A 25597-nucleotide genomic window follows, 5' to 3' on the forward strand; every position below is an offset into this window, starting at 1 on the left:
GTGCTTGCCTTCCCCCACGGTCGAACCAACCATCCCTTTTGTCGCCGCCGTGCACCGAAGGGACACCCGATGAGAGCCGCCGCCCTCCACTCGGCCGCAGGAGCCCTCCTCCTGACCGCCCTCTCCGCCGTCCCGGCGGGCGGTGCCCCGAACACCGGCGGCCCGGCCGCCTCGGCCGGTGTCGGGCCGGCCGCCGCGCGGGCCGCGGCGAAGGGCGTCGACTTCGGGAAATGCTCCGACGCGCAGGACCTGCCCGGCAGCATGCAGTGCGGCACGGTCTCCGTTCCGCTCGACTACGCGGCCCCGAACGGCAAGCAGATCAAGCTCACCGTCAGCCGGGTGCGGGCCACCCACCGGGATCCGCACAACAGCAAGCGCCGGGTGCCCCGGCAGGGCGCGCTGGTCTTCAACCCGGGCGGTCCCGGCGGCTCGGGCCTGTACTTCCCGCTGATCGGGCTGCTGCCGGAGTGGAAGCGGATCGGGGCGGCCTACGACCTCGTCGGCTACGACCCGCGCGGGGTCGGTCGTTCGGCGCCGCTGTCCTGTCAGGACCCCAAGCGCTTCTTCAAGGGCCCCGCCCCCGCCCCGGACCACCCCTCGGAGTCGTACAAGCGGGAGCGCATCGCGCAGGCGAAGGCGTACGCGCAGGGCTGTGCGAAGCGGGCGGGCGGCGCGCTGCGGCACTACAACTCGCTCAACAACGCCCGCGACCTGGACGTGCTGCGTGCCGCGCTCGGCGAGGAGCGGCTGACGTTCATGGGAGCGTCGTACGGCACCTATTTCGGCGGGGTCTACGCGACGCTGTTCCCCTCCCACGTGCGGCGCATGGTGTTCGACGCGGCCGTGAACCCGGACCCGGCGCAGATCTGGTACCGCAACAACCTCGACCAGTCGGCGGCGTTCGAGAGCCGCTGGACGGACTTCCGGGAGTGGGTCGCGAAGCACGACGACGTGTACGGCCTGGGCGGCACGGCGGAAGCGGTGCTGACGAGCTACGAGCGGGCGCGCGCCATGCTGGCCGCGGAGCCGGCCGGCGGGAAGGTGGGGCCGGGGCAGCTGCAGGGCGCGTTCCTCCAGGCCGGGTACTACGACGACTACTGGCCCGCCCGGGCGCAGGCGCTGTCGGAGTATCTGCGGGGCGATCCGAAGCAACTGATCGCGCAGGCCGGTCCGGTGCGCGAGGCCGCCGCGGAGGCGGAGAACGCCAATGCCGTGTACACGGCCGTGGAGTGCAACGACGCGTCCTGGCCGACGGACTGGAGGGTGTGGGACCGCGACAACACGCGGCTGGCGCGCGTCGCACCGTTCGAGACGTGGGACAACGTGTGGGCGAACCTGCCGTGCGCGTACTGGCCGGCGCCCCGGCAGCAGCCGGTCGATGTGCGGACCGGGCCGGGCGAGCTGCCGCCGACACTGATCCTGGCCTCCGAACGGGACGCCGCCGCGCCCTACGCCGGGGCGCTGGAGATGCACCGGCGGCTGACGGGCTCGGTGCTGGTGACCGAGCGGGACGCCGGCACGCACGGCATCGCCGGCGGCCCGAACCGGTGCGTCAACGGCCACCTGGAGGCGTACCTGCTGGAGGGCCGGCTCCCGGTGCGGCGCGCGGCGTGCGCACCGCACCCGGAACCCGAGCCGGCGGTCGCCCCCGTGGAGCGCGCCGCCCGGCCGGGGCACTGATCAGGCGAGGCCCGCGACGAGTTCCGTGAGGTCCTTGCGACGGCCCGTGTAGAACGGGACCTCCTCGCGGACGTGCATACGGGCCTCCGAGGCACGCAGGTGGCGCATGAGGTCGACGATGCGGTACAGCTCGTCGGCCTCGAAGGCCAGGATCCACTCGTAGTCGCCCAGCGAGAACGAGGCGACGGTGTTGGCGCGCACGTCCGGGTAGCCGCGGGCCATCTTGCCGTGGTCGGCGAGCATGCGGCGACGGTCCTCGTCGGGCAGCAGGTACCAGTCGTAGGAGCGCACGAAGGGGTAGACGCTCACGTAGTTGCGGGGCGTCTCGTCGGCGAGGAACGCCGGGATGTGCGAGCGGTTGAACTCGGCGGGGCGGTGCAGCGCCATGTTCGACCAGACCGGCTCCAGGGCGCGGCCCAGCCGGGTGCGGCGGAAGAGGTTGTACGCCTCCTGGAGCTGGTCGGCGGTCTCGGCGTGCCACCAGATCATGACGTCGGCGTCGGCGCGCAGGCCGGACACGTCGTACGTGCCGCGGATCGTCACGTCCTTGGCGGCGAGCTGGTCGAACAGCTCCTGGACCTCGTCGGCGTAGCCCGCGCGGTCCTCGGGCAGCACGTCCTTCAGCCTGAAGACGGACCACAGCGTGTAGCGGATGACCTCGTTGAGGTCCTTGGCCAGCTTGCCCTTGTTCGGGACCCTGCCGGACTCGGTGGTGGGGGCGTCGTCACTCATGGCCTCATTCTCCCGCTCCGCCGTGCAGGCTTTGCACCGGGTTGGCCGCGAGCTCCCGTACGGCGCTCAGGTCGCCGCCGAGCTGGTCGACCGCGGCGTACGCGCTCGCGATGCAGGCCGGGATGCCCACGCCGTCGTACGGGGCGCCGCAGACCGCGAGGCCGGGGAGTGCGGCGACGTGCTCACGGATGCGGGCCACGCGCGCGCGGTGGCCGACCGGGTACTGCGGCAGGCCGTCCGTCCAGCGGGTGACGCGGGTTTCCAGGGGCGTGGCGTCCAGGCCCGTGGCCGCGCGCAGGTCGTGCCGGGACACGTCGACGAGGTCGGCGTCCTCGCGACCCAGGATCTCGGTCTCGCCGTACCGCCCCACGGAGGTGCGCAGCACGACGGTGTCCGGGTCCTCGTCGGCGATCCAGCCCCACTTCCGGGAGGCGAAGGTGGACGCCTTGATGGTGCGTCCGTCGACGGGCGGGACGAGGAAACCGCTGCCGTCGGGCAGGACGTCGGCGGTGTCGGCGCGCCGGTAGGCGAGGGTGACCAGGGCCATGGAGGCGTACTCCACCGTGTCCAGCGCGGCGGCGGCCCCGGGGGACTCGGCGGCCAGCAGCGCGGCGGCGGCCGGCGCGGGCACGGCGACGACCACGGCGTCGGCGTGCAGCACCCGCTCCCCCGCGGTGACGCGCCAGCCTCCGCCGGGCGCGCGGCGCAGTGCGGTCACGGGTACGCGCGTGCGGATCTCGCCGCCGCGCGCCGCCACGGACTCGGCGACCGCGAGCGGCAGGGAGCCGACACCGCCCTCGACGCCCATGAACACCGGGCCGTCCCGGCGGTCTGCGACGGCCTTCGCCTGGATCTCGCGGACGGCCTCCGTCAGCGAGGTGTGGGTCCGTGCCGCCTCGTAGAGCTGCGGGACGGCGGAGCGCATCGAGATCCGGTAGGCGTCGCCGGCGTACACCCCGCCGAGCAGCGGTTCGATGAGGCGGTCGACGACCTCGCGGCCCAGGCGTGCCGCCACGTACTCACCGACCGCCACGTCGTCCCCGACCTCGGTGCGGGGCAGGTCGGCGTCGCGCTCGATCCGGGCCAGCCCCTCGTCGGAGAGGAGTCCGGCGAGGGCGGCAGCCGTGCCCGGCACGCCCATGACGTGGCCCTTGGGCATGGGGCGCAGCGCGCCGCGGGTCCAGATCGAGGCCGTCGCGGTGGCCGGCGGCCGAAGGCGGTCGGAGAGGCCCACCTCGCGCGCGAGGGCGACCGCCTCGGGCCGGCGGGCCAGCATCGACTCGGCGCCGAGGTCCACCCGCACGCCCGCGATCTCGCCGGGCAGCAGCTTGCCTCCCACCCGCTCCGAGGCCTCGAGGACGGTCACCCGCGCCCCGCGCCGCAGCAGCCGGTGGGCGGCGGCCAGCCCGGCGATCCCGGCGCCGATGACGACGACGTGCTGCCCCGTGCCCGTACCCGTTGAGCTCATGCGTCCACTCTCTCAGACCCCACTGACACCCCCGTCGCGGCCCGGTGTCCTGCTCGCGTCCCGACCGTGACCTGTTCGGAACCGATCCCCGCCAACGTCCCGGCCCGTCCGGGCGTCGAAGGAACGTCACAGTCGTCACCGACTCGGGGGTACACCCACATGCGCACACCACGTTCCGCAGGACGCTCCGTACGCCGTTCCGCACGGCCCTCCCACGCCCTGGCCGGGATCCTGCTGGCCGCGGCCCTCGCGCTCGCCGGATGCAGCGGCGCGAGCGACTCGGGCGCGGACAGCACGGCCGACAAGGCCGCTGTCGGGGAGGCCGGCGCCGGTGACGCGGACGCCGCACAGGACGTGAAGGAGGGCGCGGGTTCGAGCGGCTCGAAGGCCACCGCCGCACCGGATCTCGACGTCAACCGGATCATCCGCACCGCCTCCCTGACCGTGCAGGTCAAGGACGTGCCGAAGGCGCTGGACGAGGCTCGCTCGACCACCGAGAACGCGGGCGGCTACGTCGGCGACGAGACGACCGTGCGGGACGAGGACGGCGCCGAGCGGACCCGGGTGGTGCTGCGGGTGCCCGTCGCGAAGTACGACGACGTCCTCGCCGCCCTCCAGGGCGCGGGCAAGCTCCTGGAGCGCACGGCGAAGGCCCAGGACGTCACCGACCAGGTCGTGGACGTCGAGAGCCGCATCGCCTCGCAGCGCGCCAGCGTCATCAGGGTCCGCGAGCTGATGGACCGGGCCACCAAGCTGAGCGACGTGGTCACCCTGGAGGGTGAGTTGAGCAGCCGGGAGGGCGACCTCGAGGCCCTGCTCGCCCAGCAGGCGTCCCTGAAGGACCGCACGAGCCTGGCGACCGTCACGCTGACCCTGTCGGAGAAGCCGGTCGTCCCGGCCGCCGAGGACGACGACCCGGGGTTCGTGGACGCGCTGGCGGGCGGCTGGGACGCGTTCGTGACGATGCTGCGCTGGATCGCCGTCGTGTTCGGTGTGGCGCTGCCGTTCCTCGCGGCGGGCGTCCTGCTCGTGCTGGCGTGGCTGCGGCTGGTGCGGCCGCGGCGGCGGGTGCGTGAGACGAGCCCGGCGGAGGCGGACGGGGGCGCGGTGAACGCGGCCGGGGTGCGCGAGCCCGGACAGGACTGAACTGGGGGTGCCCCGTAGCGTGTTCGTATGAGCATCGAGCGACTGGTGGTGATCGGCGGGGACGCCGCGGGCATGTCCGCGGCGTCCCAGGCCCGCCGTCTGAAGGAGCCCGGGGAGCTGGAGATCGTGGCCTTCGAGCGCGGCCACTTCACGTCCTACTCCGCGTGCGGCATCCCGTACTGGGTGGGCGGTGACGTCACCGAGCGGGACGATCTGATCGCCCGCACCCCCGAGGAACACCGCGCGCGGGGGATCGACCTGCGGCTGCGCACGGAGGTCACCGAGATCGACGTCGCGAGGCGGCGGGTACGCGCGCGTGCGGTGGATTCCGGGGCGGAGTCCTGGACGTCGTACGACAAGCTCGTCATCGCCACCGGGGCCCGCCCGATCCGGCCGGACATGCCGGGTGTGGACGCGCGGGGCGTGCACGGGGTGCAGACCCTGGACGACGGGCAGGCGCTGATCGACACGCTGGCACGCGCGCGGGGGAAGCGTGCCGTGGTCGTGGGGGCGGGCTACATCGGCGTGGAGATGGCCGAGGCGCTCATCAAGCGCGGCTACGAGGTGACGGTCGTCAACCGGGGCAGCGAGCCGATGTCGACCCTGGACCCGGACATGGGGCGGCTGGTGCGCCGGGCCATGGAGGGCCTGGGCGTCACCATGGTGAACGACACCGAGGTCACCGCGCTGCGCACCGCCGAGGACGGTCACGTACGGGCGGTGGTCACCGAGGACGCCGAGTACCCGGCGGACGTGGTCGTGCTGGGCATCGGGGTCCGTCCGGAGACCGGGCTCGCGCGGGCCGCGGGCCTGCCCGTGGGCACGCACGGCGGGCTTCTCACGGACCTGGCGATGCGGGTGCGCGGGCCGCTCGCCGACGGAAGCGTCTGGGCCGGCGGCGACTGCGTCGAGGTCCTGGACCTGGTCTCCGGGCAGGAGCGCCACATCGCCCTGGGCACCCATGCCAACAAGCACGGCCAGGTGATCGGCACCAACGTCGGGGGCGGCTACGCCACGTTCCCCGGCGTGGTCGGCACGGCCGTCAGCAAGGTCTGCGATCTGGAGATCGCCCGCACCGGGCTGCGGGAGAAGGACGCCCGACGCGTCGGCCTCCGGTTCGAAGCGGTGACCATCGAGTCGACCAGCCGTGCCGGCTACTACCCCGGCGCCTCCCCCATGACGGTCAAGATGCTCGCCGAGCGACGGACGGGCCGGCTGCTGGGCCTCCAGATCGTCGGGCGGGAGGGCGCGGGCAAACGCGTCGACATCGCGGCGGTGGCGTTGACGGCCGGTATGACGGTGGAACAGATGACGGCCCTGGACCTCGGATACGCGCCGCCGTTCTCACCGGTGTGGGACCCCGTGCTGGTGGCGGCGAGAAAGGCGTCGGCGAAGGTGCGGAACTCCTAGCCGGGCGCGGGGCCGGGGCGGCCGGTCCGAAGGGCGCGGGGTGTTGCGCGACCGGCCCCCGCGCACCCGAACCCCGCAACGTTCCTCAAGCGGTTCCACTGAGTCGCGGCAACGCGGACACCGCCGCGGCGGGCGCCTGCTCCGCGGGCTTGGCGTGCGCCGCAGGCGCCGGCCGCGACCGCAGACGGCTGCTGACAGCCTCGTCCAGCGTCACCGGCCGCTGCATCTGCGCGGCGAGCCGCCCGGCCTCCTGGCCGAGCCGTGCCACGTCCTCCCAGGGCAGCCTGATCACCAGGGAGATCTCCGCCTCGCCGTCGGGGGTGGCGTGCATCGGGGAAGTAACTCGGTCGTTCATGCCTGTTCCTCACGTCGTCCCCGCGGCCCGCCTTCCTCGTGCCGCGAGCGGTTGACGGTTCATACGCGCCTGTGGGGATCCCCGTTCACCGGTTCGCCGAACGGATCGGGGGCAGTACTTCCTTGTGGTCATCCCCGTCCATGACGTGAATCCCGTGCGCCGCACACCGGTGGTGACGTACGCCCTCATCGCGGCGAACGTCTTCGTCTTCCTGTTCATGCCCGGCCTGTCCGGCTCGACGGCGGGCGACAGCAGCCTGGCCCAGACGTGTCATCTGCACGCCTTCCTGGAGCACTACGCGGCCGTGCCACGGGAGTTGATCCACCATCAGCTGCCGCAGCTCGTCCCCTCCGGCGAGGTGCGCGGCGCGGGCTGCGCGCTGGCCCCGCCTGGCTACGCCAAGTCGCCGGCGTGGAGCGTGCTCAGCGCGATGTTCCTGCACGGCGGCTGGCTGCACCTGCTGGGCAACATGCTGTTCCTGCTGATCTTCGGAAACAACATCGAGGACCGCATGGGGCACGTCCGCTTCGCCCTCTTCTACGTCGCCTGCGGCTACGCGGCGTCGTACGGTTTCGCCCTGCTCAACGCCGACTCGACCGACCCGCTGATCGGCGCGTCGGGGGCGATCGCGGGGGTGCTGGGCGCGTATCTGGTGCTGTATCCGAAGGCCAGGGTGTGGGTGCTCGTCCCGTTCCTGGTGTTTCTGCCGTTGCGGCTGCCGGCCTGGCTGGTGCTGGGTTTCTGGTTCGTGCTCCAGGCGGTGTACTCCTCCGGGGAGGGCGTCTCCGGCGCGGGCACGGTGGCGTACGCGGCGCATGTCGTCGGCTTCCTCGCCGGCATGCTGCTCGCCTGGCCGCTCAAGCCGGGCACCCCCGCGCCGCCGGAGCCGCGCGGTCTGCTGTTCGGCAGACGGGCGCGTCCCCGGCACACCTGGTGAGAGGCGTCAGCGGGCGGTCTGCGTGTGGACGTACTCGGTGAGGCGGGTGAGCGCGTCCGGGTCGGTGGACGGCATGACGCCGTGGCCCAGGTTGAAGATGTGTCCCTCGAGGCCGGTGGCCGTGTCGAGGACCTCGCGGGTCTTGGCCTCGACGGCCTCGGCGCCGGCGAACAGCACGGTCGGGTCGAGGTTGCCCTGGAGCGCCTTGCCGGGGCCGACCCGGCGGGCGGCCTCGTCGAGCGGGACGCGCCAGTCGACGCCGACGACGTCCGCTCCGGCCTCGCCCATCAGCGCGAGCAGCTCGCCGGTGCCCACTCCGAAGTGGATGCGCGGGACGCCGTACCCCTCGACCGTGCGGAAGACCTTCGCGGAGGCGGGCAGCACCGAGCGGCGGTAGTCGGCCGGGGCGAGCGCGCCGGCCCAGGAGTCGAAGAGCTGGACGGCGCTGGCGCCCGCCTCGATCTGCACCTTCAGGAAGGCGGACGTGATCTCCGCGAGGCGGTCGAGCAGGTCGGCCCAGAGCTCGGGGTCGCCGTACATCATCGCCTTGGCGTTCTCGTACGTGCGGGACGGGCCGCCTTCGACGAGGTAGCTCGCGAGGGTGAAAGGAGCGCCCGCGAAACCGATGAGCGGGGTGGCGCCGAGTTCGGCGGTCAGCAGGCCGATGGCCTCGGTGACGTAGGAGACGTCCTCGGGGGTGAGGTCGCGCAGCTGGGCGAGGTCGGCGCGGGTGCGGATCGGGCGTTCGACGACCGGGCCGACGCCCGGCTTGATGTCGAGGTCGATGCCGATGGCCTTGAGCGGGACGACGATGTCACTGAAGTAGATCGCCGCGTCCACGTCGTGCCGGCGCACCGGCTGGAGGGTGATCTCGGTGACCAGCTCGGGCCGCATGCAGGACTCGAGCATCGGGATGCCCTCGCGGACCTTGCGGTACTCCGGCAGTGAGCGCCCCGCCTGCCGCATGAACCACACGGGCGTGTGCGGCACCGGTTCGCGCCTGCACGCCTTCAGGAAGGCACTGTCGTAGGTCGCTGTCGGCTGCCGGCCCGCCGGGCTCTCGTTCGCACTCACGACGGCAAGTCTCGCACGGCGCAGGGGACGGTGAGGCCGCCCCCTGCCCTACCCGCGCCCCGCCCTGCCCCGTCCCTGTCCCGTCCCTGTCCGCCGTCGCCCCGCCCCCGAACCGCCGGTGTCGGGCGCCTCGGACGTGCGCGGTCCGTGCGCCTGTTCGCCCAGCGCGCACCCGTCCGCGAGCCCCGCACGGGTGTCTTGCCCTGCGCGAAGGCCCCGTTCCCCTTAACCTTCCCCGCATGGCTGCGGCTCAGGGACGACTGTCGGACGGCGCTGGCGGGATGGATGACGCGAACGAGGGGGATCCGGATGGGACCAGGTCGGCTCCACCGCCGTTCCGGGCGGCCGTCGACCAGCTGAGGGCGGCGCGGCTGCGGCCGCAGATCGAGGTGGAGCCGACACCGGCCCCGAAGCGGCTCGCCCCGTTCGCGTACGCGCTGGAGGCGACGGTCGTGGACGGCGACCAGGACCTGGCCGACGGCCGGCTGGTGCTGCTGCACGACCCGGCCGGGCACGACGCCTGGCACGGAACGTTCCGGCTGGTGACCCTCGTCCGGGCCGAACTGGAGCCGGAGATGGCCGCGGACCCGCTGCTGCCGGAGGTGTGCTGGTCGTGGCTGACCGGCGCGCTCCAGGCGCGCGGGCTGACGTACGGCGAGCCGAGCGGGACCGTCACCCGCGCGAGTTCGCACTACTTCGGCGGGCTGGCGGAGCGCCCGGCGACCTCGCAGATCGAGATCAGGGCCTCCTGGACGCCGCGCGAGGGGCTGGGCGGGGTGCCGGAGGCGGGGGCGCACCTGGCGTCCTGGTGCGATCTGCTGGCGCAGGTGGCGGGGCTGCCGCCGGCCGGTCCGGGGGACGCGTCGGTGGTGACGCTCCCGCAACGCAGGGGGCCCCAGTCACGTTGACCATCTCTTTGTCGATACGGCCATTTTCGATCCCGTAAGACACCCACTTAAACCGACTCGATCTTCGGATGATCGATCGCGTGTCCGAATTGCACGTATTGTTACTCACTAGATCGTGATCATTCTCTAAAGGACCCCGGGTTCGCTGCCGAAGACGACTGTGACCTTGAAAGCACGGTTCGTCCCGGCTTCCTCCCCACAAGCCCCGCGAGCCGGCTCCCGTCCCCCACCCGGAGGCCTGGTGTCCGTTCTCCTCGAGCAGCCCGCAAGCCTGGTCGCCTACCGCCCGAACAAGCCCACCGCCATGGTGGTCGTGGCCGACCCGCGCGTCCGCTCCACCGTCACCCGCCATCTGTGGGCGCTCGGTGTGCGCGACGTCATCGAGGCCTCGTCCATCGCGGAGGCTCGTCCCCGCATCGGCAACCCCCGCGACATCTGCGTCGCCGACGTCCACCTGCCCGACGGCTCCGGCCTCACCCTGCTGTCGGAGACCCGCGCCGCGGGCTGGCCCAACGGGCTCGCCCTCTCCGCCGCCGACGACATCGGCGCCGTGCGCAACGCCCTCGCGGGCGGCGTCAAGGGCTACGTCGTCACCGGCACCCGCACCAACCTCGGCCTCCCCAGCCGACCCGGTGCCGCCCCCATGGGCTCCGCCGCCCGTATGCACCGCCGCCCCCCGGGTGCCCCGAGTCACCCGGGCGGCTACCGCGAGCTCTCCGGCCGCGAGGTCGAGGTGCTGCGACTGGTCGCGGAAGGCCAGTCCAACAAGGCGATCGGCGTCTCCATGGGCCTGTCCGCGCTGACCGTCAAGAGCCACCTCGCCCGCATCGCCCGCAAGCTCGGCACGGGCGACCGCGCCGGCATGGTCGCGGTGGCCCTGCGGACCGGCATCATCCACTGACACCCCACCCGGCACCCCGGGGCCTCCCCCGGGAAACCCCGCACCCCCGGCCCGGCTCCTCCCGTCTCTGCCCGGTTTCTTCCCGATCTCTTCCCCGTCGTTCACCGTCCTGACTGGTTTACGACCCCCCGGCGCCCGCCGACGGAACGTTCCGTCGGCGGGCGCCTTCCATACACAGATACCCTTGACAGGTGACCGACGCCCAAGAAACCGCAGCAGCCAGTTCACTGCGAACCACCGGAGGCGCCCCTCCGGACGACGGCGGATCAGCTGATTCCGGGGTGCCGACACCTTTGCTCGAACCGCGCGAGGGCATCCCTCCCGTGATCGCCGACGAGGCGTCCCTCGCCGAGGTGATCGCCGCCTTCGCCGCCGGCACCGGCCCCGTCGCCGTGGACGCCGAGCGCGCCTCCGGCTATCGCTACGGACAGCGCGCCTATCTGGTGCAGCTGCGTCGCGAGGGCGCCGGGACCGCACTGATCGACCCCGTGGGCTGCCCCGACCTCTCCGCGCTCGGCGAGGCGCTGTCCGGCGTGGAATGGGTGCTGCACGCGGCGACCCAGGACCTGCCCTGTCTGCGCGAGATAGGCATGGTGCCGACGCGGTTGTTCGACACCGAGCTGGCCGGACGGCTCGCCGGGTTCCCGCGGGTCGGTCTCGGCGCGATGGTCGAGGGAGTGCTGGGCTTCGTCCTCGAGAAGGGCCACTCCGCAGTGGACTGGTCCACCCGGCCGCTGCCCGAGCCCTGGCTGCGGTACGCGGCTCTCGACGTCGAGCTCCTGGTCGACCTGCGCGACGCGCTGGAGAAGGAGCTGGACCGGCAGGGCAAGCTGGACTGGGCCCGCCAGGAGTTCGACGCCATCGCGTCCGCCCCGCCGGCCGAGCCCCGCAAGGACCCCTGGCGTCGTACGTCCGGCATGCACAAGGTGCGCCGGCGGCGGCAGCTGGGCGTCGTGCGGGAGCTGTGGGAGACGCGGGACAGGGTCGCGCAGCGGCGGGACGTGTCGCCGGGCAAGGTGCTGTCGGACGCGGCCATCGTGGAGGCGGCGCTGTCGCTCCCGGTGAACGTGCAGGCGCTGGCCGCGCTGAACGGGTTCGGGCACCGGATGGGACGGCGGCAGCTGGAGCAGTGGCAGGCGGCGGTCGACCGGGCGAAGGCGCTCAGCGAATCGCAGCTGCCGCAGCCGGGGCAGCCGGTGGCGGGCCCGCCACCGCCGCGGGCCTGGGCGGACAAGGACCCCGTGGCGGCGGCGCGGCTGTCCGCGGCGCGGACCGCCGTCTCCGCGCTGGCCGAGGAGCTGAACATGCCGCAGGAGAACCTGATCGCTCCGGACGCGGTGCGGCGGGTCTGCTGGGAGCCTCCGGCCGCCGACGAGGAAGCGGTTGCCGCCGCGCTCGCGTCGTACGGGGCACGGCCGTGGCAGGTCGAGCAGGTCGCGCCGGTGCTCGCCGAAGCGCTGTCCGGCGAGGATGCCTGACCGCCGCGGACCCGTCCGGGTGCCTGAGTACGAGCTCCACGAGCCGCACGAGTTGCGCGAGCCGCAAGCGGTTACCTCGTCGCTCCTCTCATGAAACCGTTGTAGATGTATTTCTGGAGGGCGAGGAAGACGATCAGTGTCGGCAGGATGACCAGCACCGCTCCTGCCGAGATCGTTTCCCAGTGGGCGGCGTAGGGGCCCTTGAAGCGGAACAGGGACGTCGAGATCACGCCAAGATCTTGTGAGGGCATGTAGAGGAAGGGGATGTAGAAGTCGTTGTAGACGGCGATCCCCTTCACGATCACGACCGTCGCTATCGCCGGTTTCAGCAACGGAAAGATGATTTTCCGGTAGATCGTGAAGGCGTTGGCTCCGTCGAGCCGGGCGGCCTCGTCCAGGGAGATCGGGATCGAGCGCACGAACTGCAGGAAAATGTAGATCGAGACGATGTCCGTCCCCATGTAGAGCGCGATCGGGGCCCAGCGGGTGTCGAACATGCCGAGGCTGTGGACGATCTGGAAGGTGGCCACCTGGGTGGTCACCCCGGGGACCAGCGCGGCGACCAGGAACAGGGCGATCACCAGTTTCCGGAAACGGAAGGTGAACCGGTCGATCGCGTACGCCGTCATCGACCCGATGAGAACGGTTCCGCCGACCGAGACGACGAGGATGAACGCGGTGTTGCCGAACGCCGTGAGCATTCCGCCGTCCTGGAACGCCGTCACGTAGTTGTGGAAGTTGAACAGGTCGTGCGGCGGTGTGAGCGCCCCGCTGCCGTTCGCCGTCTCGTTCTCGGTCTTCAGCGAGGTCAGCAGCACGACGCCCAGCGGGAGCAGGACGACCAGCGTCGCGGCGATCAGCGACACGTACACGAGGGTCCGGGCCACGGCGCGGCGTGTCATACGAGGTCCACCCTGTCGTCGGGGACGAGACGTCGCTGCACCCAGGTCACCAGCAGGATGATCAGCAGCAGCACGACCGCCGCCGCCGAGGCGAGCCCCGTCTTGTTGAACTGGAAGGCCAGCTTCACGGTCTGGATCACGAAGGTCTCGGTGCCGGTCGCCCCGCCGGTCATGATGTACGGGATCTCGAAGGCCGAGAGGGAACCTGAGACGGACAGGATCACCGTCAGGGTCAGCACCGGCCTGATGCCGGGCAGGATGATGTAGCGGAACTGGTGCCAGCGGCCGGCGCCGTCCAGTTCGGCCGCCTCGTACAGCTCTCCCGGGATGGACTGGATCGCGCCGAGGAACAGGACGAAGTTCATACCGAGGTAGCGCCAGATCGAGACGCCCGCGAGCGAGACGTTCGCCGAGGCCGGGGTGCCCAGCCAGGCGTGGTCGGTGTGGTAGCCGAAGAGGCCGAGGACCGTGTCGAGGGTGCCGCCGTCCTGGAAGAAGTAGAGGAAGACGAAACCGATTGCTACACCGTTCACCAGGGACGGGAAGAAGAGCACGCCCTTGAAGAAGTTCCGGAAACGGACGGTGAAACTCAGGATCGTCGCGAAGTAGAGCGCCGCGACGATCTGGATCACCGAGGCAACCAGGTAGTAGCCGCTTACCCAGAACACCTGGAAGAGGTCCTCCCTGGTGAAGATCTCCGTGTAGTTCTCGGCGCCCGTGTAGTGCAGTTCGGGGCTCACGCCGTCCCAGTCGGTGAAGCTGTAGGCGACCATGTTGGCGATCGGCGCGTAGGTGAAAGTGATCAGCAGGGCGAGCGGGGCGAGCAGGAACAGCCAGGGGGTCACCAGCCGCCAGGTGCGCGCCCGGCGCGGGGTCGGCGCGGGAGCGGCGTGCTTCGAAACCGGTTTCACGGCCTCGGAGTTCGTCTGCTCGCGGTGCGCCGGGGTGTGCGTGTGCGTGTGCGCCATCAGTCGCTCACGTTCGCTTGCGTCTCGGTCCACTTCTCGCCCAGGTCGCCGAGGAAGTCGTCCAGGCTGCCCTTCTTGGCGCCGCGTGCGAGATCGACCAGGTCCTGGCGGTACTCCGGCTTGTAGATGCCGACCTCGGACTGGTCGTCGATCAGCTTGACCTTCGCGCCGGCGGAGTCGTCCAGCTCGATGAGCTTGACGCCCGCCTCCTCGTACGGCTTCAGCACCTCGGGCATGGCCGCGTCCTTGAGCGGGGAGATCGCCAGGTTGTCCTTGTCGTAGCCGGACTTGTCGGTGAACCAGTCGATCCAGGCGCGGGCCGCCTCCTTGTGCGGGGAGTGGACGTTCACGGCCTGGTTGTAGTCGGGGCCCACGGTCGCGCAGAAGGTGCCGCCCGTCTGGGCGGGAAACGGCATGAAACCGATGTCGTCCGGGTTCACGCCGGCCTTCTTCGCGGCGTCCTGGAACTGGATGATCGCCCAGGTGCCGAGCCACTGGGTGGCGATCTCGCCCTTGGCCGTCCGGGGCTTGGACTCCTCCCAATTGCTGGTCGTCGGGTCCTTCTCGGCGAGGCCCTGCTTGACGATGTCGTGCAGCAGCGTGTCCCCGACCCGCAGGTCGGATCCCTCGGCCCAGGGGTCGCCCTCGGCGAGCTTCGTGGTCGCCTGCGGGTCGCAGTGGACCGCGCCGTCGACGTACGTCCACGAGGTCAGCGGCCACTGCGCGGCGAAGTTGGTGTAGTAGGGAACCGCGTCGGTCTTCGCCTTGATCGCCTTCAGGTCGGCGAGGAACTCGGCCGCAGTGGTGGGCCATTCGGTGACCCCCGCCTCCTTCCAGACCCGCTTGTTGTAGACGAAGCCGGGCATCACACCGACCGGACTCTGGCCGTAGACCTTGCCGTCGACGGTGGTGAAGTCGGTGAAGCGGTACTTCTTGCCGCGCTCGGCGGCGGTACCGAGGGAGGCGAAGAACTTCGGGTAGTCGTCCTTCTTGATGACCGCGGGGATCAGCAGGACATCGCCGTAGTCGTCCGTGTTCATCCGGATCTTGATCTCGGCCTCGTAGTTGGTGAGGGCCTGGAACTCCACCTTGACCTTGGGATAGGTCTTGTTGAACTCGGCGGCGTACTTCTTCATCGTGCCGTCCTGCACGAGGTCTGTGCGCACGGTGAGGACGGTGATGGTTCCGCTGACCTTCGAGGGGTCGTCGGGCGCCTTGGCGTCCGCGCCCTTCGCGCTGCCTCCGGTGCCGGTGCAGCCCGGGAGCAGCAGGGCGGCTCCCGCGACCGTGGCGAGGACCGTGACTGTACGGCGGTTCATGTGCATCACTTCCGTTCTCGGGATGTTCTCGGGACGGACGAGCACGTGCGGGGTGGTCGAGCACGAACGGGTTGGCTGATTCGGCACTCTGACAGCGCTTTCTCAACCGGTAAAGTCCGATTCCCGCCAACGATGAAGAAGTGGCGCTCAGTTGTGGGCTTTACCGGTTTAGGGAGTGCGCATGCTGGAGGCCTCACCGCTCGACGACGGATGGCACCTGCGGCACGAGGAAAAGCCGCTCCCGGCCGTGGTGCCGGGCTGTGTGCACACCGATCTGCTCGCCGCCGGGGTGATCCCCGACCCCTTTCTCGGCCGGAGTGAGAACGAGGTCGCGTGGGTGGGGCGGCGCGAGTGGACGTACGGCAGGGAGCTGCCGGCCGTGCCGTCCGGGCACGAGCAGACCGACCTGGTCTTCGACGGACTCGACACGGTCGCGGATGTCACCCTGAACGGTCAGCTCCTCGGCCGGGTACGGAACATGCACCGCTCGTACCGCTTCGACGTGACGGGGCTCGAGGGACCGCTGGCCGTCCGGTTCGTCTCCGCCTACGCCGAGGCGGAGGCCGTCCGCGGCAAGGTCGGTGACCGCCCGGCCGCCTACTCGGAGCCGTACCAGTACCTGCGCAAGATGGCGTGCTCCTTCGGCTGGGACTGGGGGCCCACCCTGGTGACGGCCGGGATCTGGCGGCCGGTGCGGGTGGAGCGCTGGTCGACGGCGCGGCTCGCCCGGGTGCGTCCGCTGGTGAAGGTCGAAGAGGGCGTCGGGATCGTCGAGCTGCGGGTGGAGGTGGAGCGGACCCGGGTGGAGGCCGGGCTCACGCTGGAGGCCAGGGTGGCGGGGCGGTCGGTACGCGCCGAGGTGACGGGCACCAGCGGTGTCGTGCGCGTCGAGGTGCCGGATGCGGAGCTGTGGTGGCCGCGTGGATACGGCGGGCAACCGCTGTACGAGGTCGAGCTGACGTTGCGTCACGGGAGTGCGCCGCTCGATGTCTGGCGACGGCGCGTCGGGTTCCGCAGCATCGTGCTGGACACCTCCGCGGACGCCCATGGAACCGGTTTCACCCTCGTTGTGAACGGGGAGCGGCTCTTCGCCAGGGGGGTGAACTGGATCCCGGACGATGTGTTTCCGTCCCGGGTGACCCGGGAGCGTTACCGGAAGCGGTTGCGGCAGGCGGCCGACGCGGGGGTCGACCTGGTCCGGGTCTGGGGCGGCGGGATCTACGAGAGCGAGGACTTCTACGACGCCTGCGACGAACTGGGCCTGCTGGTGTGGCAGGACTTCCCGTTCGCGTGCGCGGCCTACCCCGAGGAGCAGCCGTTGCGGGGCGAGGTGGAGGCGGAGGCCCGCGAGAACGTCGTACGGCTGATGCCGCATCCGTCGCTCGTGTTGTGGAACGGCAACAACGAGAACCTGTGGGGGTTCAGGGACTGGAAGTGGGAGGAGCGGCTCGGCGGGGACTCCTGGGGCGAGGGGTACTACCTGGGCGTGCTTCCCCGTGTCGTGGCCGAGTTGGATCCGACGCGGCCGTACACGGCGGGGAGTCCCTGGTCGGGGTCGTGGGAGCACCATCCCAACGACCCGGCGCACGGGACGCACCACTCGTGGGAGGTGTGGAACCGGCAGGACTACGCCGAGTACCGGAGCGAAGTGCCGCGCTTCGTGGCCGAGTTCGGCTGGCAGGCGCCGCCCGCGTATGCGACTCTGCGGCTGGCGCTGCCGGGCGAGGAGCTCGCGGCGGACTCCCCCGGCATGCTGCACCACCAGAAGGCCGAGGACGGCAACGGCAAGCTGGAGCGCGGCCTCGCCCGTCACTTCACCGTCCCGGACGGGGACTTCGACCGTTGGCACTACCTCACGCAGGTGAATCAGGCGCGGGCGGTGGCGGCCGGGATCGAGCACTGGCGGTCGCACTGGCCGGTGTGCGCGGGCACGATCGTCTGGCAGCTGAACGACTGCTGGCCGGTGACCTCCTGGGCGGCGATCGACGGGGACGGGAGGGAGAAACCGCTGTACCACGAGTTGCGGCGGCTCTACGCGGACCGGTTGCTCACGTTTCAAGCGCGGTCCGACGCATTCGTGTTGGCGGCCGTCAACCAGTCGGCCGAGCCGTGGGCGGGCACGTTGTCGTTGCGCCGGATGTCCGTGCAGGGGGAGGTGATCGGCGCGGCGAGCGTGGAACTGGCGGTCGGCGCCCGAGTGGTGGGCGAGGTGCGGGTGCCGGCGGAGCTGGAGCCGGCCGGGGCGAAGGAGTTCCTGGTGGCGGACGCGGACGGGCTGCGGGCCGTGCACTTTCCGGTGCCCGACCGTGACATCCCTTACCAGGGACCGCGGTTCGAGGTGACCGTGGCACCGGGGAGCGTCACGGTGACGGCCCGCACCCTCGTACGGGATCTGCTGCTCCAGGCGGACCGGCTGGGGCCAAAGGCGCGCGCCGACCGGGGGCTCGTGACCTTGCTGCCCGGGGAACGGGTCACCATCGGGGTCGAGGGCTGGGAGACTCCGGATGCCGCCGCCGCCCGGGCCGCGCTGTACTGCCAGGAGCCCGCTCGATGACAGCGTCCCCGTCGCCCCGCGTCACCATCAAGGAGGTCGCGGCGCGCGCCGGCGTGTCCAAGGGGGCCGTGTCGCTCGCCTTCAACCGCAAGCCGGGTCTGTCGGAGGCGACCCGGGACCGGATCTTCGCGGCGGCGCGGGAGTTGGGCTGGGAACCGAATCTCACGGCACGCTCGCTGTCGAGCTCGCGGGTGGACGTGGTGGGGCTCGCGATCTGCCGGCCGGCGCGGATGCTGGGACTGGAACCGTTCTACATGGAGTTCGTCTCCGGGGTGGAGAGCGTGCTGACCGAGCACTCCTGTTCGCTGCTGCTGAGGCTGGTGCGCACTGTCGAGGAGGAGGCGGGGCTGCTGGAGTCGTGGTGGCGGGGGCGGCAGATCGGCGGCTCGATCCTCGTCGACTTCCGGGCCGACGATCCCCGGGTGGCGGCGGCCGAGCGGCTCGGGATGCCCGTGGTCGCGGTGGGGCACCCCACGCTGACCGGGAGCCTGCCGTCCGTGTGGACCGACGACGCGACGGCCGTGACGGAGGCGGTGCGCTATCTCGCGGCGCTGGGGCACCGGCGGATCGCGCGGGTGGGGGGCGCGGCCGCGCTCGGGCACACGGTGATGCGGACCGCGGCCTTCGACGCGGCGGCGCGGACCCTGGGGCTGGCCGGTGCGTGGCAGGTCGCCACGGACTACTCCGGGGAGGCGGGGGCACGGGCGACCCGATCGATGCTGACCGCCGCCCCGGCGGACCGGCCGACGGCAATCGTTTACGACAACGACATCATGGCGGTGGCCGGGCTGGCCGTGGCGGCCGAGATGGGGCTCGGGGTGCCGGGCGACGTCTCCCTCCTCGCCTGGGACGACTCCCAGCTGTGCCGACTCACTCATCCGACGCTCTCCGCGATGAGTCATGACGTGCACGGATTCGGCGCGGAGGCGGCGCGGACGCTGTTCGGCGTGATCACCGGGTCGGGTCCGGGATCGCATCCGGTGCCGACGCCCGTCCTGACACCGAGGGGCTCGACGGCGCCGCCGCGGGGCCGAGTGGGCGGGTGACCTCCGCCCCGCTCCGGGTGTGACGTTCGCCGCTTGGCCCTCCGGGACTGGGCAGCTACGTTACCCACAAGTAGCATGGGTCCTGAGCGCGCGCTCAGCGCTTGCGTGCCGCAGCAGTGCCATCCCGCACCTGGAGGAGAGCCATCGTGCCTCGTACCGTCAGGGACGTCGTCTTCGTCGACGGCGTCCGTACCCCGTTCGGCAAGGCGGGCCCGAAGGGCATCTACCACGAGACCCGGGCCGACGACCTCGTCGTGAAGGCGATCCGGGAGCTGCTGCGCCGCAACCCCGGTCTCGACCCGAAGAAGATCGACGAGGTCGCCATCGCCGCGACCACGCAGATCGGCGACCAGGGCCTGACCATCGGCCGCACCGCCGGCATCCTGGCCGGTCTGCCGACCTCCGTGCCCGGCTACTCCATCGACCGCATGTGCGCGGGCGCCCTGACGGCCGTCACCGCGGTCGCCGGCTCCGTCGCCTTCGGCGCCTACGACATCGCCATCGCCGGTGGGGTCGAGCACATGGGCCGCCACCCGATGGGCGAGGGCGTCGACCCCAACCCGCGGTTCGTCAGCGAGAAGCTGGTCGACGAGTCCGCCCTCTTCATGGGCATGACCGCCGAGAACCTGCACGACCGCTACCCGCAGATCACCAAGCAGCGCGCCGACGAGTACGCCGTGCGCTCGCAGGAGAAGGCCGCCAAGGCCTACGCGAACGGCAAGATCCAGGCCGACCTCGTGCCGGTCTCGGTCCGCCGCACCAACCCGGACGCCGGCGAGACGGGCTGGGGCCTGGTCACCGCCGACGAGCCGATGCGCCCGGGAACGACGCTGGAGAACCTTTCCGGTCTCAAGACCCCGTTCCGGGTCCACGGCCGGGTCACCGCCGGTAACGCGGCCGGTCTGAACGACGGCGCAACCGCTTCCCTCATCGCGTCCGAGGACTTCGCCCGCGAGAACAACCTGCCGGTCAAGATGCGCCTCGTCTCGTACTCCTTCGCGGGTGTCGAGCCGGAGGTCATGGGCTACGGCCCGATCCCGGCCACGGAGAAGGCGCTGGCCCAGGCCGGTCTGTCCATCTCCGACATCGGCCTCTTCGAGGTCAACGAGGCCTTCGCCGTCCAGGTCCTGGCCTTCCTCGAGCACTACGGCATCGCGGACGACGACGAGCGCGTGAACCAGTACGGCGGCGCGATCGCCTTCGGTCACCCGCTGGCCTCCTCCGGCGTCCGTCTGATGACGCAGCTGGCCCGCCAGTTCGAGGAGCAGCCCGACGTCCGCTACGGCCTGACCACGATGTGCGTCGGCTTCGGCATGGGCGCCACCGTCATCTGGGAGAACCCGCACTTCGAGTCCGCCGGAGGCGACAAGTGAGCACCACCGAACTCCTGAAGGGCGCGGCCGAGCTGTTCCCGGACGAGGTCGTCACCCAGGCGCACGTCCGTCACCTGGACCTGCCGTTCGGCGCGGGGCGCTTCGCCCTGATCACGCTGGACAACGGTTTCGACCACACCAAGCCGACCACCTTCGGTCCGCAGTCCCTCGCGAACCTCGACTCCGCGATCGACCAGGTCGAGAAGGAGGCCGCGGCCGGCGAGATCGTCGGTATCGGCGTCACCGGCAAGCCGTTCATCTTCGCCGTCGGCGCGGACCTCAAGGGCGTCGAGCTCCTCAAGGAGCACAAGGACGCGCTCGCCATCGGCAAGGGCGGCCACGAGGTCTTCAAGCGCCTGTCGGGCCTCGCGGTCCCCACCTTCGCGTACTACAACGGCGCGGCGATGGGCGGCGGTGTCGAGGTCGGTCTGCACTGCGCGTACCGCACTGTTTCGAAGGCGCTTCCCGCGTTTTCCCTCCCCGAGGTGTTCCTCGGTCTGGTGCCCGGCTGGGGCGGCTGCACCCTGCTGCCGAACCTGATCGGCGCCGACAAGGCCGTCTCGGTGATCATCGAGAACAGCCTCAACCAGAACAAGCAGCTCAAGGGCGCGCAGGTCTTCGACCTGGGGATCGCCGACGCGATCTTCGAGGGCGCGGACTTCCTGGAGCAGTCGCTGATCTGGACGGCGAACGTCCTCAAGGGCGACGTCGAGGTCGAGCGCCCGGTGATCGACCGCGGTGAGGCCTGGGACCAGGCCGTCGCGCGCGGCCGGTTCGTCGCGGACAGCAAGGTGCACGGCGCGGCCCCGGCCGCCTACCGCGCCCTCGACATCATCGCCGCCGCCAAGAACGGCGACCTTCAGCAGGGCTACGACGCCGAGGACGTCGCGCTCGCCGACCTGATCATGGGTGGCGAACTGCGCGCCGGCATCTACGCGTTCAACCTGGTGCAGAAGCGCGGCAAGCGCCCGGCCGGCGCCCCGGACAAGTCCCTGGCGCGTCCGGTCACCAAGGTCGGCGTCGTGGGCGCGGGCCTGATGGCCTCGCAGCTCGCGCTGCTGTTCCTGCGCCGTCTCGAGGTGCCGGTCGTGCTGACCGACATCGACCAGGAGCGCGTCGACAAGGGTGTGGGCTACGTCCACGCCGAGATCGAGAAGCTGCTCGGCAAGGGCCGTATCAACCAGGACAAGGCCAACCGCCTCAAGGCCCTGGTGACCGGTGTGCTGGACAAGGCCGAGGGGTTCGCCGACGCGGACTTCATCATCGAGGCCGTGTTCGAGGAGATCGGTGTCAAGCAGCAGGTGTTCGCGGAGGTCGAGGCGGTCGCCCCGGCGCACGCGATCCTCGCCACGAACACCTCCTCGCTGTCGGTCTCCGAGATGGCGTCGAAGCTGAAGAACCCCGAGCGGGTCGTGGGCTTCCACTTCTTCAACCCGGTCGCGATCCTGCCGCTCCTCGAGATCGTCCGGGGCGAGCAGACGGACGACGCCTCGCTGGCCACGGCCTTCGCCGTCGCCAAGAAGCTGAAGAAGACGGCGGTTCTGGTGAAGGACGCCCCGGCGTTCGTCGTGAACCGCATTCTGACCCGTTTCATGGGCGAGGTGCAGAACGTCATCGACGAGGGCACCCCGGTCGAGGTGGCGGAAAAGGCGGTGGAACCGCTCGGCCTGCCGATGTCCCCGCTGGTGCTCCTCGAGCTGGTCGGTCCGGCGATCGGTCTGCACGTCTCGGAAACCCTCAACCGGGCGTTCCCGGACCGTTTCACGGTCTCCCCGAACCTCGCTGCCGTCGTCAAGGCGGGCAAGCGCGGCTTCTACGTCTACGACAGCGGCAAGCCGGAGCTGGACCCCGAGGTCTCCGCACTCCTGAAGCAGGGCGACACCGTCCTGACCGAGGAGCAGGTGCGGGCGCGGGTCCTGGACGCGGTGGCGCAGGAGATCGGGCTCATGCTCGACGAGGACGTCGTCGCCGAGGCGCAGGACATCGACCTCTGCCTGATCACGGGCGCCGGCTGGCCCTTCCACCTGGGCGGCATCACGCCGTACCTGGACCGCGAGGGTGTCTCCGAGCGCGTGAACGGCAAGAAGTTCCTGGCGCCGGGCGTGGCCTCGGTTCCGGCGTAACGGTAGTAACCGCAGTAACCGCTGCAGCCGTCCTGCCGCTCAGGACGTGAAGAGGGCCTCCGCCGGTGGCGGAGGCCCTCTTTCCTGCGTTCGGGCCGCTCGGTCGGGAGCGTCAGCCGTGGTTCCGCGTCACACCGTCCGCCAGGCCATCAGGGCCAGACCGGGCTCGTCCTTGCGGCGGGTGAGCTGGAGCAGGCCGGTCGACGGGGACAGGGCCGCCGCGACCACCCGTCCCTCGTGGTCCTTGGCGAGCGCCACCACGGCGTCGGAGGGCAGCTGGGGGCCCGACTCGGCCCACCAGGCGCCCGCCGACTCCCGCTCGGTCGGATACGCCGCGAAGGCGACCCGGCCGCTCGCGGAGCGCTGGGCGAGCAACGTGCAGTCGTGACCGTCGAGTTCGGTGCGGATCGCGGCGACCGGTCCGGGGCCGGCGGCGGCGAGCACGGAGACGGGCTCGGTGCCGGGACGCCACGCGCACACGTCACCGGAGTCGTCGGTGTAGAAGAGCGTGGTGTGCTCCGGGGAGGTGGCCAGCGCCCGGAGGGTGCGGGGCCGGACCGGTGCCTTGAGGGGCTCCTGGAGCACCGGCTGGGCGCCCGGCGCCTCCTGGCGCCAGTGCAGGATCCCACCGGAGACGGCCGCGTACGCCTGGACGCGGCCGGACTCCCCCGTCACCGCGATCGGCGGCCCCTCGACGCCCTGCCCCTTCAGGTCGCGCCACGGGTCCCAGCCGCCCTTCTCCTTCTGGGCGACCATGCACAGTCCCGTGCCGATGTTGCGGGCGAAGACGTGCGCGCGTCCCTGGGCGTCCACCGCGACGGCGGGCGTGCCGGTGCGGTCGCCCTTCTTGTTGGGATGGCCGATGGGGGTCCAGTCCAGGGCGGAGAGGTGCGGCCGGAAGTGCGCGGAGTGCACCAGGCCCGCCTCGCCCTTCACCGTGGGCCGCCAGGAGGCCAGATGGGCGTAGCCGTCGGCGCCCTGGCCGACGGCCAGGGCCGGATACACCTTCTGGTCGCCGCCCACCCTGCGTGGGGCCTCCCAGGGCCCGCCCGGGGTACGTTCCGCCCGGCACAGGACGGCGTCGTCCGACATCAGATAGACACCGAGCCGCCCGTCGCGGCCGCGTATGAGCCAGTCGCCGTTCACCCGCTCACTTTATGTCGGACCCTTCGCGGCGCCTGCGCGAGGGTCCCACCCGCGGGGCGTCCGTGCGACGCTGGGCCCATGGACGACAACGCCGCGCTGCTCGTGATCGTCGACGCAGCGAACGTCGTCGGGTCGGTGCCCGACGGGTGGTGGCGGGACCGGCGCGGAGCCACGGAGCGCCTGCGCGACCGGCTGGCCGCGGACGGGCTGCGGGGGCACGAGGGGCCCCAGGAGATCGTCCTCGTGGTGGAGGGTGCGGCCCGCGGGGTGGAGCCGGTGCCCGGTGTCCGGGTGGAGGCGGCGGCCGGCAGCGGGGACGACCGTGTCGTCGAGCTGGTCGCCGGGTCCGCGGAGCGCTCCCGCCTGGTCGTCACGGCCGACCGCGAGCTGCGCCGCCGGGTGACGGAGCTGGGCGCGGACGTGACGGGCCCGCGCTCGGTACGGGACTGAAGCGGCGCGCGGCCGAGCCGGCGAGGCACCGGAGCCGGCCCCGCGTGGACGGTGCGGGGCCGGGACTCCCGGGCGTCACACGGTGTCGTCGCGGCCCGGCTCGGCGGGTCCGCCCACGGTCGCCTCCTGCTGCCGTCCCAGACGGCTGTGCGAGCGGCCGTAGAGGAAGTACACGACGCACCCGATGACCATCCAGATGCCGAACCGCAGCCAGGTCTCGGCGGGCAGGTTGAGCATCAGCCACAGCGAGGCGCACACCGACAGGATCGGGAGGAAGGGCACCCACGGGGTCCGGAAGGACCGCGGCAGGTCGGGGCGGGACCTGCGCAGGATGATCACGCCGATCGCGACGACCACGAAGGCGAACAGGGTGCCGATGTTCACCAGCTCGGCGAGTTCGCTGAGGCTGGTGAAGCCGGCCAGGATCGCGATGAGGACGCCGAGCAGGATGGTCGGCCGGTGCGGGGTCTTGAACCGCGGGTGGACGTGGGAGAAGAAGCGCGGCAGCAGTCCGTCGCGGCTCATCGCGAAGAAGACCCGGGTCTGGCCGAGGAGCAGGATCATGCAGACGGTGGTCAGGCCGACGGCGGCGCCGAAGCTGATGAAGCCCGCGAACCAGGGGTGCCCGGTGGCCTTGAAGGCGTCGGCGAGCGGGGCGCTGACCGACAGCTTGGTGTAGTGCTGCATCCCGGTGACGACGATCGACACGGCGACGTACAGGACCGTGCAGATGATGAGGGAGCCGATGATCCCGCGGGGCATGTCGCGCTGCGGGTTCTTCGTCTCCTCGGCGGCCGTGGCGACGACGTCGAAGCCGATGAACGCGAAGAAGACGACGGAGGCGGCGGTGAAGATGCCCATCACGCCGAAGTTGGAGGGCGCCCAGCCGAACATCAGCTGGATGAGCGGGGACTGGAGGCCGTTGCCCGCCTCGACGGCCTGCGCCTTCGGGACGAACGGGTCGTAGTTGTCGCCGTTGATGAAGAAGGCGCCCGCGACGATCACGGTCAGGACGACGGTCACCTTGATGGCGACGACGACGGAGGTGACCCGCGCGGAGAGCTTCGTGCCGATCACGAGGATGACGGTGAGCACCAGGACGAGGGCGGCGGCCAGGATGTCGAAGCCGAAGCCGTCGGCGCCCTCCCGGCCGCTGAGCGCCGCCGGCAGGTGCCAGCCCGCGTTGTCGAGCAGCGAGGCGATGTACCCGGACCAGCCGACGGCCACCACCGCCGTGCCGAGCGCGAACTCCAGGACCAGGTCCCAGCCGATGATCCAGGCGGGGAGCTCCCCGAGGGAGGCGTACGAGAAGGTGTACGCCGAGCCGGCCACCGGCACGGTCGAGGCGAACTCGGCGTAGCAGAGCGCGGCGAGCGCGCAGACGACGCCGGCCACCACGAAGGCCAGAGCGACGGCGGGACCGGCGTTGTTCTTGGCCACCGTGCCGGTCAGGACGAAGATGCCGGTGCCGATGATGACGCCGACGCCGAAGACGGTCAGGTCGAGCGCGGACAAGGATTTCTTGAGCGCGTGCTCGGGTTCCTCGGTATCGAGGATGGACTGTTCGACCTTCTTCGTCCGGAAGAGGGTGCTGCTCACGGGGTACCTCCCACGCAGTGTCGTCCTC

At 71.3% G+C, this 25597-nt stretch carries 21 protein-coding genes; 12 read left to right on the forward strand and 9 right to left on the reverse strand.

Annotation, left to right across the window (positions count from 1 at the left end; all coding sequences use genetic code 11):
* The first annotated feature begins 69 nt into the window (after window positions 1-69).
* The gene (locus ABT070_RS14155) at window positions 70-1680 is read left to right on the forward strand and encodes an alpha/beta hydrolase (protein ID WP_351759349.1); all 1611 of its coding nucleotides are present in this window, start codon (window positions 70-72) and stop codon (window positions 1678-1680) included.
* Here the strand turns inward: ABT070_RS14155 and hemQ are convergent, their stop codons facing one another.
* On the reverse strand, window positions 1681-2412 hold the full coding sequence (hemQ, locus tag ABT070_RS14160; protein ID WP_351759352.1) for a hydrogen peroxide-dependent heme synthase: 732 nt from the start codon (window positions 2410-2412) through the stop codon (window positions 1681-1683). It abuts the gene before it with no gap.
* A 4-nt stretch (window positions 2413-2416) separates the two neighbouring features.
* Complete coding sequence (gene hemG / locus ABT070_RS14165) at window positions 2417-3880, reverse strand: protoporphyrinogen oxidase (RefSeq protein WP_351759354.1); 1464 nt, start codon at window positions 3878-3880, stop codon at window positions 2417-2419.
* A 159-nt stretch (window positions 3881-4039) separates the two neighbouring features.
* Here hemG and ABT070_RS14170 point away from each other — a divergent pair, with 159 nt between their 5' ends.
* Window positions 4040-5026 carry a DUF4349 domain-containing protein gene (locus tag ABT070_RS14170; RefSeq protein ID WP_351759356.1) on the forward strand — a complete coding sequence of 329 codons (987 nt, stop codon included), beginning with the start codon at window positions 4040-4042 and terminating at the stop codon, window positions 5024-5026.
* Between the two features lie 27 nt (window positions 5027-5053).
* Window positions 5054-6436 (forward strand): FAD-dependent oxidoreductase, encoded by a 1383-nt coding sequence (locus ABT070_RS14175; protein WP_351759358.1) that lies wholly within the window; start codon window positions 5054-5056, stop codon window positions 6434-6436.
* A gap of 85 nt (window positions 6437-6521) precedes the next feature.
* Here the strand turns inward: ABT070_RS14175 and ABT070_RS14180 are convergent, their stop codons facing one another.
* Window positions 6522-6791 (reverse strand): hypothetical protein, encoded by a 270-nt coding sequence (locus ABT070_RS14180; RefSeq protein WP_351759361.1) that lies wholly within the window; start codon window positions 6789-6791, stop codon window positions 6522-6524.
* Window positions 6792-6915: 124 nt separating this feature from the next.
* Between ABT070_RS14180 and ABT070_RS14185 the strand changes: the two genes are divergently transcribed.
* Window positions 6916-7728, forward strand: a complete 813-nt coding sequence (locus tag ABT070_RS14185) for a rhomboid family intramembrane serine protease (protein ID WP_351759364.1) — start codon at window positions 6916-6918, stop codon at window positions 7726-7728.
* Between the two features lie 6 nt (window positions 7729-7734).
* Here the strand turns inward: ABT070_RS14185 and hemE are convergent, their stop codons facing one another.
* On the reverse strand, window positions 7735-8802 hold the full coding sequence (gene hemE / locus ABT070_RS14190; RefSeq protein WP_351759366.1) for a uroporphyrinogen decarboxylase: 1068 nt from the start codon (window positions 8800-8802) through the stop codon (window positions 7735-7737).
* Between the two features lie 281 nt (window positions 8803-9083).
* On the opposite strand from hemE, the gene ABT070_RS14195 reads away from it, so the two are divergent.
* The 3 genes from ABT070_RS14195 (at window position 9084) to ABT070_RS14205 (ending at window position 12089) form a co-directional block, all read left to right on the forward strand.
* Window positions 9084-9710: a DUF3000 domain-containing protein gene (locus tag ABT070_RS14195; protein ID WP_384119617.1), complete on the forward strand. Its 627-nt coding sequence runs from the start codon at window positions 9084-9086 to the stop codon at window positions 9708-9710.
* Between the two features lie 241 nt (window positions 9711-9951).
* Window positions 9952-10611 carry a helix-turn-helix transcriptional regulator gene (locus ABT070_RS14200; protein WP_351759371.1) on the forward strand — a complete coding sequence of 220 codons (660 nt, stop codon included), beginning with the start codon at window positions 9952-9954 and terminating at the stop codon, window positions 10609-10611.
* A gap of 191 nt (window positions 10612-10802) precedes the next feature.
* A complete protein-coding gene (locus ABT070_RS14205; protein WP_351759373.1) occupies window positions 10803-12089 on the forward strand; it encodes a ribonuclease D in 1287 nt (428 codons plus the stop codon).
* Between the two features lie 71 nt (window positions 12090-12160).
* On the opposite strand, the gene ABT070_RS14210 is transcribed toward ABT070_RS14205, so the two are convergent.
* The 3 genes from ABT070_RS14210 to ABT070_RS14220 are packed head-to-tail and all read right to left on the reverse strand — an operon-like array spanning window position 12161 to window position 15278.
* Complete coding sequence (locus ABT070_RS14210) at window positions 12161-12991, reverse strand: carbohydrate ABC transporter permease (protein ID WP_351759375.1); 831 nt, start codon at window positions 12989-12991, stop codon at window positions 12161-12163.
* Window positions 12988-13959 carry a carbohydrate ABC transporter permease gene (locus ABT070_RS14215; RefSeq protein WP_351759378.1) on the reverse strand — a complete coding sequence of 324 codons (972 nt, stop codon included), beginning with the start codon at window positions 13957-13959 and terminating at the stop codon, window positions 12988-12990. Before ABT070_RS14215 ends, ABT070_RS14210 begins: the two co-directional genes overlap by 4 nt.
* Window positions 13959-15278, reverse strand: a complete 1320-nt coding sequence (locus tag ABT070_RS14220; protein ID WP_351759381.1) for an extracellular solute-binding protein — start codon at window positions 15276-15278, stop codon at window positions 13959-13961. Before ABT070_RS14220 ends, ABT070_RS14215 begins: the two co-directional genes overlap by 1 nt.
* A gap of 181 nt (window positions 15279-15459) precedes the next feature.
* On the opposite strand from ABT070_RS14220, the gene ABT070_RS14225 reads away from it, so the two are divergent.
* The 4 genes from ABT070_RS14225 (at window position 15460) to ABT070_RS14240 (ending at window position 22374) form a co-directional block, all read left to right on the forward strand.
* Window positions 15460-17832, forward strand: a complete 2373-nt coding sequence (locus ABT070_RS14225) for a glycoside hydrolase family 2 protein (RefSeq protein ID WP_351759383.1) — start codon at window positions 15460-15462, stop codon at window positions 17830-17832.
* Window positions 17829-18878: a LacI family DNA-binding transcriptional regulator gene (locus ABT070_RS14230; RefSeq protein ID WP_351759385.1), complete on the forward strand. Its 1050-nt coding sequence runs from the start codon at window positions 17829-17831 to the stop codon at window positions 18876-18878. The genes ABT070_RS14225 and ABT070_RS14230 overlap by 4 nt, the downstream gene beginning before the upstream one ends.
* 146 nt (window positions 18879-19024) lie before the next feature.
* Window positions 19025-20251, forward strand: a complete 1227-nt coding sequence (locus ABT070_RS14235; protein WP_351759388.1) for a thiolase family protein — start codon at window positions 19025-19027, stop codon at window positions 20249-20251.
* Complete coding sequence (locus ABT070_RS14240; RefSeq protein WP_351759390.1) at window positions 20248-22374, forward strand: 3-hydroxyacyl-CoA dehydrogenase NAD-binding domain-containing protein; 2127 nt, start codon at window positions 20248-20250, stop codon at window positions 22372-22374. The genes ABT070_RS14235 and ABT070_RS14240 overlap by 4 nt, the downstream gene beginning before the upstream one ends.
* A 129-nt stretch (window positions 22375-22503) precedes the next feature.
* On the opposite strand, the gene ABT070_RS14245 is transcribed toward ABT070_RS14240, so the two are convergent.
* Entirely contained in the window at window positions 22504-23520 is a 1017-nt protein-coding gene (locus tag ABT070_RS14245; RefSeq protein WP_351759393.1) for a DUF8189 domain-containing protein, read from the reverse strand.
* A 78-nt stretch (window positions 23521-23598) separates the two neighbouring features.
* Here ABT070_RS14245 and ABT070_RS14250 point away from each other — a divergent pair, with 78 nt between their 5' ends.
* A complete protein-coding gene (locus ABT070_RS14250; RefSeq protein WP_351759395.1) occupies window positions 23599-23970 on the forward strand; it encodes an NTP pyrophosphohydrolase in 372 nt (123 codons plus the stop codon).
* Between the two features lie 75 nt (window positions 23971-24045).
* On the opposite strand, the gene ABT070_RS14255 is transcribed toward ABT070_RS14250, so the two are convergent.
* Complete coding sequence (locus tag ABT070_RS14255; protein WP_351759398.1) at window positions 24046-25569, reverse strand: amino acid permease; 1524 nt, start codon at window positions 25567-25569, stop codon at window positions 24046-24048.
* Window positions 25570-25597 lie beyond the last annotated feature (28 nt).

Origin of the sequence: Streptomyces sp. NPDC002884, assembly GCF_040295245.1 — a bacterium.
Classification (GTDB): domain Bacteria; phylum Actinomycetota; class Actinomycetes; order Streptomycetales; family Streptomycetaceae; genus Streptomyces.